The sequence below is a fragment of the Flavobacterium rarum (SeqCode) genome (genome assembly GCF_965234445.1).
Taxonomy (GTDB): domain Bacteria; phylum Bacteroidota; class Bacteroidia; order Flavobacteriales; family Flavobacteriaceae; genus Flavobacterium; species Flavobacterium rarum.
In genome coordinates this window covers 82,695-97,368 of record NZ_OZ248482.1, presented here as the reverse complement: position 1 = coordinate 97,368, position 14,674 = coordinate 82,695, and the positions used below count along the sequence as shown (strand labels likewise).

Here is a 14,674-nt window from a genome sequence, read left to right as displayed (position 1 = left end):
AAGTAGTTTAAACTTCTAACGCGAATAACAGGATTTTTAGTATGTCTACTAAGGTTAAATTGTCAATTATTTTGTTAAATATTTGAAATTAGCACGTATTTTAAGGATTTGCAAGGCGGTATTGTTTGTTAAATTAACAAAATCACCTTCTGTTTTGAATAATTTCAGAAAGCAATTTTTTAGCACGAAGTAGTTTAATCTTCACATTGCTCAATGGTTCATCAATTTTATTAGCGATTTCTTGGTAACTCATTTCTTGAAAATAGCGCAATTGAATTACTTCTTGATAATGAGGTTTCAATTCTTTGATGAATTGCAATAATTGCGAAAGATTTTGTTCAGTAATCAAAACATCTTCTGCCGACGGAGTAGTATCGGCAATATTGTAGGCTTGTTGATCTTGCTCGTTAGTAATCTCTACAAATAAGCTTGATTTGTTCTTGCGAATTAAATCAATATGAACATTTTTCGCAATAGAAATTAGCCAAGTGTTAAACTGATATTCAGAATTGTAAGTGGCAATTTTATCAAATGCTTTGGAAAAGGTTTCTATGGTAATGTCTTCGGCATTGGTTTCGTTTTCAGTTCGTTTGAGCATAAAACCATATACTTCATTCCAATAATAATCCAATAGAAAAGTAAAGGCAACTTGATCTCCTTTTTTTGCTTTCTCTATGTATTTGTTTATTTCCAATGGGCAGGTTTTGAAAAAATATTGGTAAAAAAGACATTAATCTGTGTGAATATAAGTATAATTTCTATAAAGGGATACCAATACATCACATCTTTTTCTTTTAATTTTCCAGCAGCAAATCCTAAAACAATCCATGTAAACAAATACCTAAATCCAAAAAGACTCAATACAAGTATCCATTGAAATTGGAATGCCAATAAAATTGTGAATAGAATGAAAAATAACAATTGGGAAATAAAGAATGTCCCTAGTTGCATTTTGTCAAATATTTTATAATGCTTTGCCGTGGCAACGTGTCTTCTTTTCTGAATGAACCAATCCTTAAATGAAGTTTTTGGTGCCGAATATGTAAAACTTTCTGGTAAAAAACTAATAGTCGTATTGTCTGAATCCGCTGCTTGATTGATGAACAAATCATCGTCTCCAGAACGGATTTGAATATGATCTATAAAGCCATTTACATTAAAAAACTCTTCTTTCTTGTATGCTAAATTTCGACCAACTCCCATATAGGGATGTCCTTTTTTTGCCCATGAAAAATATTGAACTGCTGTGAGTAAAGTTTCAAAACGAATTATTTTATTCAAAAACGAATTCACTATTTTTTCGTAACCACTATATCCCAATACAATTGTTTTTTCTTGGGTAAACTGAGCACTCATCGCTGTAATCCATTCTTTGGAAGTAGGATAGCAATCAGCATCTGTAAATAATAAATGTTCTTTTGTAGCAGCTTTGATTCCTAGTGTTAATGCGTATTTTTTGTTTCCCCAAAAAGCTTCATTGTTTTTTACTTTTACTAATTTAATGTTTGAATATGTTTTTTCAAACTCTTCAAATATGTCTAATGTATTGTCGCTAGAAGCGTCGTCAATCAATACGATTTCAAAGTTGGGGTAGTTTTGTTCTGCCAATAATGGAATGTATTTTACAATATTCTCTTCTTCATTTTTGGCGCATACTATCACTGAAATTGGAATATTTTTGGCTTCAATTTCTTGTGTTTTTGCAAAAGAAAATTTTCCAAAAACAATGAGATAATAAAAAAGTTGAATGACAACTATTGCAATAAAAAAATATAAAGTAAAGGTTAGCATCATTGTATTTTTTGGCTTTTAAAAACGATTGCAAATGTAATTCGCAATTGTCAATTATCAATGTAAATCGGTAATTACTTTCTATTTTTAGTCATTTCTTTCGCTACAGCTATAGATTGAGGGTTTTTTGTTTTTTCTAATTCAGAAATAATGTTTGCGTGATTTTTGTCGTCTCTGTTTTGTGACAGTTTGTTTTGCGCCTGTATTTCTTCAATTTTTATTTCAAATGCTACAATTCCTCTAGTTTGCATCATTGTTTTTTTGGAGAAATCGGCTACTCGAACTGGACATTTCGAATTTTGTTCGTATTTGTCTACCAATTTGGTCAACGAATCAATTACAGCATCGCCTTCAATGATTTTTATTTTCCCATAAACATGTACCGCTGAGTAATTCCAAGTGGGTACATTTTCGTGGTCATACCAAGACGAAGAAATATAAGAGTGAGGCCCTGAGAATACTGCCAAAACTTGGTCATCCGACTCGAATGCTGTCCATTGTGGATTTTCTTTGGCAATATGACCATGTAAAATTGCAGCACCCTCTTTGTTGTAGTCAAATTCTAATGGGATATGTGTAGCACACAATTTTCCATTGGTTTGATTGATAAGCAATCCGAAAGCATTTTCTTTAAGAAATTTCTGAACGGACTCCTTGTCTTCATTTTTGTATATATCAGGAATGAACATATTTATATTTTTTTAAAGGATTTTTTGAAAACAAATCGCGTCTATTCGACCTGCATATTTGCCATAGTTTGGGATTTGTATATAATCTGATTTTTTATAAAATGAACAAGCTTCTTCATTTTTTACTCTTGTTTCTAAAACTAGAGTGTCATAATGGAGTTCTTTTGCTTTGGTTTCCAAAAAAGACAAAATGGATTGTCCAATATTTTTTCTGGGATATTTCGCAAACATTCGTTTTACTTCTCCTGTTTTTTCAGAGAGTGGTCTTATTGCTCCGCATCCCAAAATTTCATGATCTAGTTCTGCTACTACAAATAGGTATTTGGAATTATTGTATTCCCAATCGGTAAAAGAATTTTTGCCGTCACTTCCAAAGCGCTCATAGAGATTTTGAGATAATTCTTCTATTATAGCATAAGCGCTTTGATTATTTGGATTTGAAATTTTTATTATCAACATCTTTTTTAATTGAATTATTTTGAATCTTTTTCTACACTCAATGGTTCATTAGGTCCTAGAAAACTTAATTTTTCTTAATAACTTAATGGTAAAAATTTCTCTTTATTTTTTCCTTAGCCACACAAATAATGGTAGAACCTTGAATCTATATTATATTCACTTCAGCTTCAATATGAATACCAAAAGTTTCGAATACCGTATCTTGAACTGTTTTTGAAACATCCAGAATTTCTTGTCCAGTTGCACCTCCGTAATTTACTAGAACGAGTGCTTGATTTATGTGAATTCCGGCATCTCCAAAACGTTTTCCTTTCAAACCGGCTTGTTCAATCAGCCAACCTGCAGGTACTTTGACTTCGGTTTCTGAAATGTCAAAGAATCGCATTTCGGGGAATTTTTGATGGATTGGCTCAAAATCAGTTTTTAAAAGTATTGGGTTTTTAAAGAAACTACCGCTGTTTCCCAATTCGGCTGTATCGGGTAATTTGCTTTTCCTGATGGCAATTACGGCATTACTCACGTCTTTAAGCGTTGGAGTTGAAACGTTGTTTTTTGCTAATTCGGCTGTTATATCTCCGTAAGATGTGTTTATTTTATGGTTTTGTTTGGTGAGTTTGAAAACCACCGAAACTATTATGTATTGGTCTTTTACTTCGTTTTTGAAAACACTTTCTCGGTAGCCAAAGTGGCATTCTTCTTTGGTAAAGGTTCTCATCTCTTGGTTTTCGATGTTGATGGCTTCACAAGAAACAAAAGTGTCTTTGATTTCAGTTCCATAAGCCCCAATGTTTTGAACGGGAGTTGTACCTACATTACCAGGAATAAGCGACATGTTTTCGAGTCCGCCCAAGTTTTGTTCAATTGACCAAAGTACAAATTCATGCCAATTTTCGCCTGCTTGACTTTCGACCCAAACAAAATCTGCCTCTTCTTGGAGTATTTTTTTTCCTTTTAAATCAATATGAATCACCAAAGCTTCGATGTTTTTGGTCAAAAGCATATTGCTTCCGCCACCAAGAATGAATTTCTTTTGGTTTTTGTTTTGTCCCAAAATGCTTTTCAATTCGGCTACAGTGTGAACGGCAACAAATTGTTCGGCTTTTGCTTCAATGCCAAATGTATTGTAGTTTTTTAACGAAAAATTATTTATGATTTCCATAAAGTGTTAGTTTTAATAGTGTTTGGCTTTTGGGTTTATTCCGAATATAAAGCTCTGTCAATAAAATTATTGAAAGGTTTCAAGGCAATCATTTTTTCGACCATTGTAGGTACAAAATCTTTTTGAGTAACCAGTTTGGTGTCAAATTGTTGGGTAGCAGTAAAGCTTTTTAATTTCAAAAATTCAATGGCTGGATCTTCTTTGTCGTACCCTTTTGGAGGATTCTTTAAAGTCGATTTATCGTCTCTATTTAAATTTTGATAAATAGATTGAAACGTTTTGTCGTTTAGAATTTCTTGTAAATCATCATAGAAAAAGTGAATTTCTTTTCTGATTTTTTGAAGCTGGTCGGGTTGCGGACAATACAATCCGCCGCCAACAAAACATTTTGCGTTTTCTATATGAAGGTAATAACCAGAAGCTTCTGCATTTTTGGCCCCTGCGGAAATCCAAACTCCTAAATTCGTTTTGTAAGGTGATTTGTCTTTGGCAAACCGAACGTCACGATTGATTTTAAACGTGCAGTTTTTGACTTCTAGCATTTCTAAGGAAGAGTCAAGCGGTTTTAAGGCATCAAGAAAAGAAGCAACCAATTGATGGTAGTCTTTTTTTACGGCTTCGTAGCGTTTTTTATTTACGAGAAACCAATCGCGATTGTTGTTGGCTTTTAAATCTTCGAGGAATTGTAAAGTTTCTTTTGAAAGCATAGACCAGATTATTGTAATTGGGTTTTTAAATCCTCTTCGCTGACAAATCCTGATTTTTGCCATTTGATGACTTTGTTTTCATATAATACCAAAGTAGGAAGTTCACTAATTTTCAATTCCTGCATAATGGTTTTGTTTTCGTCTGCATTCAAGCGAATGATAACAACTTTGTCGGCCATTTCTTTTTGCATTTTAAGGATGTAAGGCTCCATTTTTTTGCAGGGAGCACACCAAGGTGCGTAAAAATTGACTAGCACTTTTTTGTCGGATTTTATCAATTCGGCATATTCCTGAGTGCAAACGCCAATGATTTTTGTATTAGGTTTTGAAAATCCCGCAGCTTCCCATTTGAGCATTCCGCCATCAAGATTGTAAATGGTTGTAAAGCCCAATTCAGCTAGTTTGTTGGCGGCTTTGATACTTCTTCCGCCTATTTTGCAATATACAAAAACAGGTTTCGTTTTGTCGTATTTGTCCGTTCTTAAAACAAAACTATCACTAAGCCAGTTTACATTGTCTGAATTTTCGATATTTCCTGAAGCATATTCTTCGGGTGTACGTACGTCAAGAATTTGTGCATTTGGTGTGGCTTTTATTTTCTCTGAATAGGAAGTTGCATCAATTGTTTTAACATTTGGTGACGTTTGTCCGTTACATGATAAAATTATAAAAGATATAATGAATAAAAAAAAGTGATTTGTTTTCATTGTAAAATAAATGATATAGTGTTGGTGTAAAATTAAGCAATTTTTGCTTTTTGAATTGGGAACTAATCTTAAATAAAAGTTACAAATTAAATAAAGTATAACTCTGGTGTGTCGATTTTACGATTGCTTCGGTACGTTCAGGGTGCGTGTCAGATATGAATAACTGTCCAAAGGTATCGTTGTTGACCATTTCGATAATTTTGGAAACGCGACTTTCGTCCAATTTGTCGAAGATGTCGTCAAAAAGGAGAATGGGTTTTACGCCACTTTGTTTTTTTAGGAATTCGAATTGTGCTAGTTTCAAGGCAATTAAAAATGATTTTTGTTGTCCTTGGGAGCCGAATTTCTTGATTGGGTAATTATCGATTTCAAACGAAAGGTCGTCTTTGTGTATGCCCACGCTAGTGTATTGCAAAATTCGATCTTTGTTGATGCTTTGCTGTAAAAGTGTCAATAAATCATTTTCGAATAAATGACTTTCATAATTCAACTGCACCGATTCCTGTGAGCCTGTAATGTTGTGATGATGAAAGTTGAAAATAGGAATAAACTCGGCTATGAACGCTTTTCTTTTTTCGAAAATGGATTGGCCAAATTGCGTTAGTTGTTCATTATATATAGATAAGGTGTCGTTGTCATACGTATGATTCAAGGCAAAATACTTTAATAAAGCATTGCGCTGGCTCATTACTTTTTGATATTGGATGAGCTGTTGGAGATATTGCGAATCCAATTGAGAAATCACGCTGTCCATAAACTTTCTTCGTGTTTCGCTACCTTCTACAATTAAATCCCTGTCGGCTGGCGATATGATGACCAAGGGAATGAACCCAATGTGGTCCGAGAATTTATCATAAGCTTTTCCGTTGCGTTTCAGGATTTTTTTTTGGCCTTTCTTGAGACTGCAGACAATTTGCTCGGTTCTATCGTTTTTTTGAAACTCGGCATCAATCACAAAAAACTCTTCGCCGTGTTTGATGTTTTGAACGGCCAGCGGATTGAAATAACTTTTTCCGTACGACAAATGATAGATGGCATCCAATACATTGGTTTTTCCGATGCCGTTTTTGCCCACAAAACAATTGATTTTGCTGTCAAATTCGAAATTGGCTTCGGAAAAATTTTTGTAATTGAATAAGGATATTTTTTTTAAATACATTTGAAAGTTGCTGTAATAGAAGGCTTTGATTGTTTTGAAAGGGTTTTTCAAAGTGGGTGCAAATTATTGAAAAATATTGGAATAAAATATGGGAATTTGATTTTTAAAAGGAGACACAGATTTGCACAGATTTATTAGGGTATATTTTTGGAAATAAATTGCAAGCAGATTTAGCAGATTTGCGCAGATTTAAAATTTAAAAAAGGAGATACAGATTCCACAGATTTAAAATCTTAAAAAAATAGTATGAGTCTCATATATTAGGGAACAAATTTTTGTAATTTATTTGAGCTCCAGCAGCTCCTTTTGATTATACCATAGCCAACGGTTTCAACCGTTGGAGACAATGCAAGGGAAAATACAATGTCGTAAAATTGGTTTTCCAATACGTTACCCACGTTTGAAACCGAGGGCTATGGCAGGAATGTTGATGAACAATTTTTGATTTCAGAAGTTTAAACTCTGTAAAATCATCAATTTTCTGTTTGCGAAGACCAAATCAAAAATCAAAAATCTTTTTTACTACGTCCGCGGGTTCGCGTGAAGGATAGAAGCTATCCGCCGGGGCGGAGCAGATAGCCTGACAGCAGCTAGGAAAAAGGGCAATGACTACAAAGTAAATAGCCCTTTTTTCTAGCTGGTGGCACGCCCTAATTATTCGGATATTGGAGGGTGTTTTTTGAGTAAAAATAAGGGATTAAAAATATTTTTCTAAAATTTAATATAAAATTGATTTTTTTTACGTGCATTAGAATAAAAATTTTATTTTTGCCGTTCACTAAATTAAATTTTAAATGGCTACTTACAGTAAAAGAGGATATAAAGCACCAAAAGAAAAAGAAGTAAAAGACGATGCAGTTGAGAATGTAATGATTGACGAAAAAGACAGTGCTACGGCTGAGGTTTTTTCTAAATTAGACGAGACAGCTTCTAAAACAGAAGACTGGGTTGCTAAGAATCAAAAAATTATTATTGGAGTTGTTAGTGCTATTACATTGGTAACTGTTGGATATTTTGCTTACCAAAAATTTATTGCTGTTCCTAAAGAGGAAGATGCTGCTAATGAAATGTTTGTTGCTCAAACAAATTTTGAAAAAGCAACTAATGGTGTTGCTAGCGATTCATTGTACAAATTGGCATTGAATGGATCTGAAGGTAAATTTGGATTTGTAAAAATTGCTGATGAATATTCGGGAACTGCTGCTGGAAATTTGGCAAACTATTATGCTGGTATGGCTTACCTTAATACTGCTAAATATGATGAGGCAATCGCTTCATTAGGTAAATTCAGTTCAGAAGACGTAATGTTGAGCGCTTTGGCAAAAGGAGCTATTGGGGATGCTTATTCTCAGAAAAACCAACCAAAAGAGGCGTTGGATTATTATATAAAAGCTGCTGAATCTAGTAAAAATGATTTTACAACTCCACGTTTCTTAATGAAAGCTGGAAAAGTTGCTTTGGCATTAGGAAATAAAGCAGATGCTTTGAAGTATTTCACAGATATCAAAGAAAACTACGAAAACGCTCCAGAAGCTGCAACAGTGGATGGATTGATTGGTTTGTCTCAAGAATAGATTATTCGACTTCATAGATTGTTAGACTTTAGTTTTTCTAATACTCTAAGAATTCTAAATTTTTCTAAGTAATCTAACATTCTATAAAAATGGCTACAATTAATAAAAATTTATCGGATTATAATAAAGACACTGTCCCAAACGCGAAAGATTTTCGCTTTGGGATTGTTGTTTCAGAATGGAATGATACTATTACCGAAGGGCTTTTTAATGGGGCTATTGCTGCATTATTAGAAAATGCTGTTCCGCCTCACCATATTATACGTTGGAATGTTCCAGGGAGCTTTGAATTGATTTATGGTTCAAAAAAAATGTTGCAAACACAAAATGTTGATGCAGTTATTGCCATAGGATGTGTAATTCAAGGGCAAACAAAGCATTTTGATTTTGTATGCGAAGGAGTTACTCAGGGAATTAAGGATTTGAATGTTCAGACAGATATTCCAGTTATTTTCTGCGTGTTGACAGACGATACAATGCAACAATCGATTGATAGAAGCGGTGGTATTCACGGGAACAAAGGAACTGAAGCGGCTATTGCAGCTATAAAAATGGCTTATATTCGACAACAAGCTTCTTTGTCTCATCAAATTGATGATCAGCATTTATTGTCGCAAGGTGCTTTACGTATCGAGAATTTACCATTGCAATTAGAAGAATAATTTTTTTTATTTAATATTTTAAAAGCCTATACTTTTCTCTGAATAGTATAGGCTTTTTTTATGCTTTTTTTGTGATGCTAAGGATTTTACGGAACATTGTTAATTGTTATATTTGAAGCTAATCGTTTAATAAATTAGTTAATGATAGTTTCGAATATGAAAAAGTATGCATTTATTCTGTTTTTGTTTGTATTTGGGTTTAGTCAGTCTCAAAATACAATTGATGAAAACTTAAAAAAGGAATTGGATGGTATTTATTTGTCCGATCAAATTCTAAGAGAATATATTGATAATGATGCTTCTGAAAGTCGAAAATTACAAATACTAAATGAAACAGGATATTCTAAAGACGATTTTGCTAATGGTAAGGTGTATAAGATTTTAAATGCTCGTGATTCTATTAATCTTATCCGTATTGAAGAAATTATTGCTAAGTATGGATATCCTGGAAAAACATTGGTTGGAGAACCTACCAATGAAACAGCTTGGATTGTCATTCAGCATAGCAAAAAAATAGCCAATTATTTTCCTATGATTCAGGAAGCTGGTGCAAGTAATGAAATACCCTTTACAAAAGTGGCCATGATGCATGATAGGATGCTGATGTACGAAGGCAAGGAACAACTTTATGGAACGCAAGTTTCGGGACAGTATGTTCTAAACGCAACAACTGGAAAGAAGGAGTTTTGGTATTGTGTATGGCCTATTCAAAACGCAGAATCCGTAAATGAATTGAGAAAAGAGGCGGGGTTTATAACTACTGTTGAAGAGTATGCAAAAAGTATGGGAGTCGTTTATAGAAAGTATACACTGCAGGAAATTAAGGAATTAACGGGTAAAGAATAATGCCGTTATTGTTGGTTTTAAAAGGATTAATTGCTGTTCTAAATTTGGTTTTTTTTATGACCTATTAAGTTATAAAACCCAATAGAAATTCCTTAAATTTGTCCTCCTTGATTTTAATTTAAAATCAGAAATCTTAAATCGTTAGTCTACAATCTAAAATCTTTAAATGTCGAGTATAATTCAATTGCTTCCGGATCATGTTGCCAACCAAATAGCTGCTGGAGAAGTCGTTCAAAGACCTGCTTCAGTTGTAAAAGAGTTGCTGGAAAATGCTGTTGATGCCAAAGCAACGGATATCAAGTTAATCATAAAAGATGCTGGTAAATCATTGGTTCAAGTAATTGATAATGGTTCTGGAATGAATGTTACAGATGCGCGTATGTGTTTTGAGCGTCACGCTACATCCAAGATTCGACAAGCCGAAGATTTATTTTCCTTGCATACCAAAGGATTTCGTGGTGAAGCATTGGCGTCTATAGCTGCAATTGCTCACATGGAAATGAAAACCAAACAAGAACAGGAAGAACTAGGAACGCACATCATAATTGAAGGAAGTAAATTTGTCTCTCAAGATGTAGCCGTTTTGCCAAAAGGGACTTCATTTGCCGTGAAAAATTTATTTTTTAATATTCCTGCTCGTCGTAATTTCTTAAAATCGGATACGGTGGAATACCGACATGTGATCGATGAATTTCAACGCGTAGCCTTGGCACATCCCAAAATTCATTTTACATTTTATCATAATGGGAGTGATATGTACAATTTGCCTCCATCGAGCTTAAGACAGCGGATTGTCAATTTTTTTGGTGGAAAAACAAATGAAAAACTAGTTCCCGTTGTAGAAGATACGGAGATGATGAACATTCAGGGTTTTGTTAGTAAGCCTGAATTTGCCAAAAAAAGTAGGGGAGAACAGTTTTTCTTTGTTAATGATCGTTTCATAAAAAGTCCGTATTTGCATCATGCAGTAATGGCCGCTTATGACGGGATTTTAGCAGCTGGTGCGCAACCCAGCTATTATTTGTATTTGACGGTGCCACCAAACACTATCGATATCAATATACATCCAACTAAAACGGAAATTAAATTTGATAATGAAAGTGCTTTGTATGCCATATTAAGAGCTTCTGTCAAACACAGTTTGGGGCAGTTTAATGTAGCTCCTGTCTTGGATTTTGAACGAGATGCCAATTTGGATACGCCTTACCATTACAAAAACATGGATGCTGAAGTACCAACCATTCAAGTGGATGGAAATTACAATCCTTTTGCGGAAGACAAATCCAATAAACTTTTTTCGTCTTATAAAAAAACGGAACCAACAGCAAGTTGGGAAAGTTTGTATGTAGATATAAAGCACGATACCAAAACGGTTATAAGTGGCAATGAATTTGTTTCTGGGAGCAACGAATATTCTTTTGAAAATAATGAGTTTACTTTTGAAAACGAAGAAGTCACTTCTTCATTGTTTAATGATCATGAAGTAGAACAGGCTGTTCATAAGTCCTATCAAATTCATAAAAAATACATTGTTTCTCCTATAAAATCAGGAATGGTAATTGTCGATCAGCACAGAGCACATCAACGGGTTTTGTATGAACAATTTCTTGTGAATATGACCGTGCAACACGCTTCGAGCCAACAATTGTTGTTTCCAATCAATTTGTTTTATTCGGCGACAGAAATGGAGCTTATTGCTGAGTTGCAACTTTCTCTTATAAATACAGGATTTGTTTTTGAAGAATCCAATTCGGATCATATCGTGATATCGGGTATTCCAGTAAATGTAACCGAAAGTGAAGTTGTCACCGTTTTGGATCAATTATTGAGTGATTTACACAACGGAATTCCAGAGAATAGCTTCAGTCAAAACGACACTATTGCCAAATCAATGGCCAAAAGTTTAGCAATCAAAACAGGTACTTATTTAACCGAAAAAGAACAAGAGAATTTAGTAAATGGTCTTTTTGCATGCAAAGACCCTAATGTTTCTCCATTTCAAAAACCAACTTTCATCACTATGCGTGTGGAAGATCTAGATAAAAAATTTGCATTATGATGAATATCACACCTACAGTAAAGCAGTTGTTAATAATTAATATTTTGTTTTATATTGGCTCCATGGTTGTTGGTGAGCCCGCTTACAAGCTACTTTCGATGTATTTTTTCGAAAGCCCAGATTTTCATTTTTGGCAACTTTTTACCCATATGTTCATGCATGCGCCATTGCCAAATATTATGCACATAGCTTTCAATATGTTTGCTTTGTATTCTTTTGGCTCGGCATTGGAACATTTTTGGGGAGGTAAAAAGTTTCTGTTTTTTTATATTTCTTGTGGATTGGGTGCTGCTTTGTTGCATACTGGAGTAAATTATTATTTTTTCGAAAATGGGATTAATACTTTAGTTTCAAATGGATATCAAAAAGTTGAAATACTTAAAATTTTAAGTGAAGGTAAATATGAGACTAAATGGCAAGAAGTATTAACTTCTTCCGACTTTCAGGCTTTTATGGGGGCTTATTTAGGCAATGTTGTAGGTGCTTCGGGAGCCATTTATGGTTTGTTAGTGGCTTTTGCTTTTATGTTTCCAAATGCAGAATTGGCTTTAATGTTTATTCCAATTCCTATCAAGGCAAAATATTTTGTTCCTGCATTATTGTTAATTGATTTATATTTGGGTGTTTCAGGTGGTTCTCTTTTTGGAGGCTCTAGCGGAATTGCACATTTTGCGCATCTTGGAGGTGCAATGGTTGGCTTTGTGATGATGTGGTTTTGGAAGAAAAATCAGTTTGACAGCCATCGTTGGAATTAAGTCCGTCTTACTCAAAAAAGAGTCAGCAAGCTCATAACTCATAACCCATAACTCAAATTATGAACATCATAGACGATTTAAAATTGCAATATAAATTAGGTGGAATTGGCTTGAAAATGATCTTCTGGAATGTTGGTTGTTTTCTGGTTTCTCTATTGTTTTTTTATCAATTTAAATTAGGGATGTTTGATTTTCCTAATTGGATTGCTTTGTCTTCGCAACCTACTGTTTTTGTTTTAATGCCATGGACTTTTTTAACGTACGCTTTTTTTCATAACGATTTTTGGCATTTATTGTTTAACATGATGGTTTTGAACTTTGCTAGTTCTTTGTTTTTGACATATTTTAGTGAAAAACAATATTTAGGATTGTATATTCTAAGTGCTCTTTTTGCAGGATTAGTATTTGTTTTGGGATTCAATTTATTGCATTTAAATGGTGCTATAATAGGAGCCTCAGCTGCAATTATGGCAATTTTAGTTGCGGTGACAACGTATAATCCATTGATGAATGTGCGGCTATTGCTTATCGGAAATGTAAAATTATGGCACATTACAGCTGTAATTCTTATCTTGGATTTAATGCAATTTCGATTGGAAAATACAGGAGGTCATATTTCTCATTTAGCTGGAGCAGTTTTTGGATTTGTTTTTATAAAATCACTTCAAAACGGATTTGATTTGAGTAAGATCGTAAGTGCTGTTTTGGATTTCGTTGTCAATTTATTTAGAAAACCAGCAACTCCTTTCAAAAAAGTACATAAAAATTATAAAAAACCTTTAGAAAAACCAGTTTCAAAAATCGTAGTAAAAGACAAATCACAACAACAGATTGATGAAATTTTAGACAAAATAAGTCAGTCTGGTTATGATAGTTTGAGCAAAGAAGAAAAAGAATTCTTGTTTAAAGCTGGAAAATAGTTTATTTTTATAGTATTATTACTATTGAGCTGTAAAACGTAAACTTTTGTATTGTAAAGTTTAAAACGCATTAAAAAATGAAGAACCTTTCATGGTTTAATAAAGGAATGTATTTGTTGAATTTAGTGCTTATTGCATTAACGTTCAGCGCTTATGTACTCCCTTTTTTGGCTCCCAAAATATTTCCTCTTTTATCGGTTTTTACCTTATTCATGCCTGTGTTTTTTTTGTTAAACGGATTGTTCTTTTTCTATTGGGCAATTCAGTTCAAAAAACGTATGATTTTGTCTGGTCTAGTTCTTTTAATTGGGATCACTTTTTTTAATAAATTTTACAAATTTTCGGCAAAAGAATTTCAAGAAAGCGATAAAGATTTTACCGTTATGAGTTACAACGTAAGATTGTTCAACGTCTTTAAATGGCTCGATAGAGATGACATACCAACAATAATTCTCGAATTTATCAATACGGAAAATCCAGATATTTTATGCATTCAGGAGTTTTCAAATTCAGGGAATATTGATCTAAAAGTGTATCCTTACAAATATGTTTTAATGGAAGGGAAGCAAATTAAGACAGGACAGGCTATATTCTCTAAATTTCCAATTATAGACCAAGGAAATATTGTATTTCCAAACTCGAATAATAATGTTGTATTTGCAGATATTAAAATGGGAAAGGACATTATACGAGTTTACAATATGCATTTGCAATCCATAAAAATATCCCCGGATGTCGATGAAATTTCCGAAAACATAGATGTCATCAATCAACAAAAATCAAAATCATTAATAAGGAGAATAAGTAAGGCCTTTAAGCAACAGCAAGAGCAAGCCGGTATTTTTGAAGAACATAAGAAAGGATGTAAATACCCTGTTATAATCTGTGGTGACATGAATAATAGTGCTTTTTCGTACGTGTATCGAAATATAAAAGGAAAATTGAAAGATAGTTTTGAAGAAGCCGGAAAAGGATTTGGTGCTACTTATAAGTTCAAATATTATCCAGCAAGAATTGATTACATTTTTGCTGATGAAATGATGGAAGTCAAAAAATTTGAAAGTTTTTCTGATTTTCAAAATTCGGATCATTTTCCTATAATGGCCAAATTGTCTATGAAATAGAATTTCAATCATTATTTATAAAAAAGAAAAAACCATTAAAGAATTAAGTTCAAATCCAAATGA

Annotated in this window: 15 protein-coding genes; 7 read left to right on the top strand and 8 right to left on the bottom strand. The window is 33.4% G+C overall.

Annotated elements, in window-relative coordinates:
* Nucleotides 1-142 precede the first annotated feature (142 nt).
* The 8 genes from AC8GF4_RS05615 to recF form a co-directional block, all read right to left on the bottom strand.
* Nucleotides 143-694, bottom strand: a complete 552-nt coding sequence (locus AC8GF4_RS05615; RefSeq protein WP_506593250.1) for an RNA polymerase sigma factor — start codon at nucleotides 692-694, stop codon at nucleotides 143-145.
* Entirely contained in the window at nucleotides 685-1,791 is a 1,107-nt protein-coding gene (locus AC8GF4_RS05610; RefSeq protein ID WP_506593290.1) for a glycosyltransferase, read from the bottom strand. The genes AC8GF4_RS05615 and AC8GF4_RS05610 overlap by 10 nt, the downstream gene beginning before the upstream one ends.
* A 74-nt stretch (nucleotides 1,792-1,865) precedes the next feature.
* The gene (locus AC8GF4_RS05605) at nucleotides 1,866-2,480 is read right to left on the bottom strand and encodes an FMN-binding negative transcriptional regulator (RefSeq protein ID WP_506593249.1); all 615 of its coding nucleotides are present in this window, start codon (nucleotides 2,478-2,480) and stop codon (nucleotides 1,866-1,868) included.
* A 12-nt stretch (nucleotides 2,481-2,492) separates the two neighbouring features.
* Nucleotides 2,493-2,939, bottom strand: a complete 447-nt coding sequence (locus tag AC8GF4_RS05600; RefSeq protein ID WP_506593248.1) for a GNAT family N-acetyltransferase — start codon at nucleotides 2,937-2,939, stop codon at nucleotides 2,493-2,495.
* A gap of 145 nt (nucleotides 2,940-3,084) precedes the next feature.
* Nucleotides 3,085-4,098 carry a UDP-N-acetylmuramate dehydrogenase gene (murB, locus tag AC8GF4_RS05595; protein WP_506593247.1) on the bottom strand — a complete coding sequence of 338 codons (1,014 nt, stop codon included), beginning with the start codon at nucleotides 4,096-4,098 and terminating at the stop codon, nucleotides 3,085-3,087.
* Between the two features lie 35 nt (nucleotides 4,099-4,133).
* Nucleotides 4,134-4,805: a DUF2461 domain-containing protein gene (locus tag AC8GF4_RS05590; RefSeq protein ID WP_506593246.1), complete on the bottom strand. Its 672-nt coding sequence runs from the start codon at nucleotides 4,803-4,805 to the stop codon at nucleotides 4,134-4,136.
* An 8-nt stretch (nucleotides 4,806-4,813) separates the two neighbouring features.
* Nucleotides 4,814-5,512: a thioredoxin domain-containing protein gene (locus AC8GF4_RS05585; RefSeq protein ID WP_506593245.1), complete on the bottom strand. Its 699-nt coding sequence runs from the start codon at nucleotides 5,510-5,512 to the stop codon at nucleotides 4,814-4,816.
* 79 nt (nucleotides 5,513-5,591) lie between these two features.
* On the bottom strand, nucleotides 5,592-6,671 hold the full coding sequence (gene recF, locus AC8GF4_RS05580) for a DNA replication/repair protein RecF (protein WP_506593244.1): 1,080 nt from the start codon (nucleotides 6,669-6,671) through the stop codon (nucleotides 5,592-5,594).
* A 794-nt stretch (nucleotides 6,672-7,465) separates the two neighbouring features.
* Between recF and AC8GF4_RS05575 the strand changes: the two genes are divergently transcribed.
* From AC8GF4_RS05575 to AC8GF4_RS05545, 7 genes are all read left to right on the top strand, one after another.
* Nucleotides 7,466-8,245: a tetratricopeptide repeat protein gene (locus AC8GF4_RS05575; protein WP_506593243.1), complete on the top strand. Its 780-nt coding sequence runs from the start codon at nucleotides 7,466-7,468 to the stop codon at nucleotides 8,243-8,245.
* Between the two features lie 89 nt (nucleotides 8,246-8,334).
* Nucleotides 8,335-8,907, top strand: coding sequence for a 6,7-dimethyl-8-ribityllumazine synthase (gene ribH / locus AC8GF4_RS05570; RefSeq protein ID WP_506593242.1), 573 nt, complete (start codon nucleotides 8,335-8,337; stop codon nucleotides 8,905-8,907).
* 141 nt (nucleotides 8,908-9,048) lie between these two features.
* Entirely contained in the window at nucleotides 9,049-9,753 is a 705-nt protein-coding gene (locus AC8GF4_RS05565) for a DUF6624 domain-containing protein (RefSeq protein WP_506593241.1), read from the top strand.
* 166 nt (nucleotides 9,754-9,919) lie between these two features.
* Entirely contained in the window at nucleotides 9,920-11,812 is a 1,893-nt protein-coding gene (gene mutL / locus AC8GF4_RS05560; protein WP_506593240.1) for a DNA mismatch repair endonuclease MutL, read from the top strand.
* Entirely contained in the window at nucleotides 11,809-12,567 is a 759-nt protein-coding gene (locus AC8GF4_RS05555; protein WP_506593239.1) for a rhomboid family intramembrane serine protease, read from the top strand. Before mutL ends, AC8GF4_RS05555 begins: the two co-directional genes overlap by 4 nt.
* A 59-nt stretch (nucleotides 12,568-12,626) precedes the next feature.
* On the top strand, nucleotides 12,627-13,487 hold the full coding sequence (locus tag AC8GF4_RS05550; RefSeq protein ID WP_506593237.1) for a rhomboid family intramembrane serine protease: 861 nt from the start codon (nucleotides 12,627-12,629) through the stop codon (nucleotides 13,485-13,487).
* Between the two features lie 77 nt (nucleotides 13,488-13,564).
* Complete coding sequence (locus AC8GF4_RS05545; RefSeq protein ID WP_506593236.1) at nucleotides 13,565-14,611, top strand: endonuclease/exonuclease/phosphatase family protein; 1,047 nt, start codon at nucleotides 13,565-13,567, stop codon at nucleotides 14,609-14,611.
* Nucleotides 14,612-14,674: the final 63 nt, after the last annotated feature.

Excerpts from the sequence above, each read along its gene's own strand:
- AC8GF4_RS05605 (WP_506593249.1), bottom strand. The coding sequence starts at position 2,480 with ATGTTCATTCCTGATATATACAAAAATGAAGACAAGGAGTCCGTTCAG.
- ribH (WP_506593242.1), top strand. The coding sequence starts at position 8,335 with ATGGCTACAATTAATAAAAATTTATCGGATTATAATAAAGACACTGTC.
- AC8GF4_RS05575 (WP_506593243.1), top strand. The coding sequence starts at position 7,466 with ATGGCTACTTACAGTAAAAGAGGATATAAAGCACCAAAAGAAAAAGAA.
- AC8GF4_RS05565 (WP_506593241.1), top strand. The coding sequence starts at position 9,049 with ATGATAGTTTCGAATATGAAAAAGTATGCATTTATTCTGTTTTTGTTT.
- AC8GF4_RS05585 (WP_506593245.1), bottom strand. The coding sequence starts at position 5,512 with ATGAAAACAAATCACTTTTTTTTATTCATTATATCTTTTATAATTTTA.
- AC8GF4_RS05610 (WP_506593290.1), bottom strand. The coding sequence starts at position 1,791 with ATGCTAACCTTTACTTTATATTTTTTTATTGCAATAGTTGTCATTCAA.
- AC8GF4_RS05550 (WP_506593237.1), top strand. The coding sequence starts at position 12,627 with ATGAACATCATAGACGATTTAAAATTGCAATATAAATTAGGTGGAATT.
- AC8GF4_RS05555 (WP_506593239.1), top strand. The coding sequence starts at position 11,809 with ATGATGAATATCACACCTACAGTAAAGCAGTTGTTAATAATTAATATT.
- mutL (WP_506593240.1), top strand. The coding sequence starts at position 9,920 with ATGTCGAGTATAATTCAATTGCTTCCGGATCATGTTGCCAACCAAATA.
- recF (WP_506593244.1), bottom strand. The coding sequence starts at position 6,671 with ATGTATTTAAAAAAAATATCCTTATTCAATTACAAAAATTTTTCCGAA.
- AC8GF4_RS05600 (WP_506593248.1), bottom strand. The coding sequence starts at position 2,939 with ATGTTGATAATAAAAATTTCAAATCCAAATAATCAAAGCGCTTATGCT.
- murB (WP_506593247.1), bottom strand. The coding sequence starts at position 4,098 with ATGGAAATCATAAATAATTTTTCGTTAAAAAACTACAATACATTTGGC.
- AC8GF4_RS05545 (WP_506593236.1), top strand. The coding sequence starts at position 13,565 with ATGAAGAACCTTTCATGGTTTAATAAAGGAATGTATTTGTTGAATTTA.
- AC8GF4_RS05590 (WP_506593246.1), bottom strand. The coding sequence starts at position 4,805 with ATGCTTTCAAAAGAAACTTTACAATTCCTCGAAGATTTAAAAGCCAAC.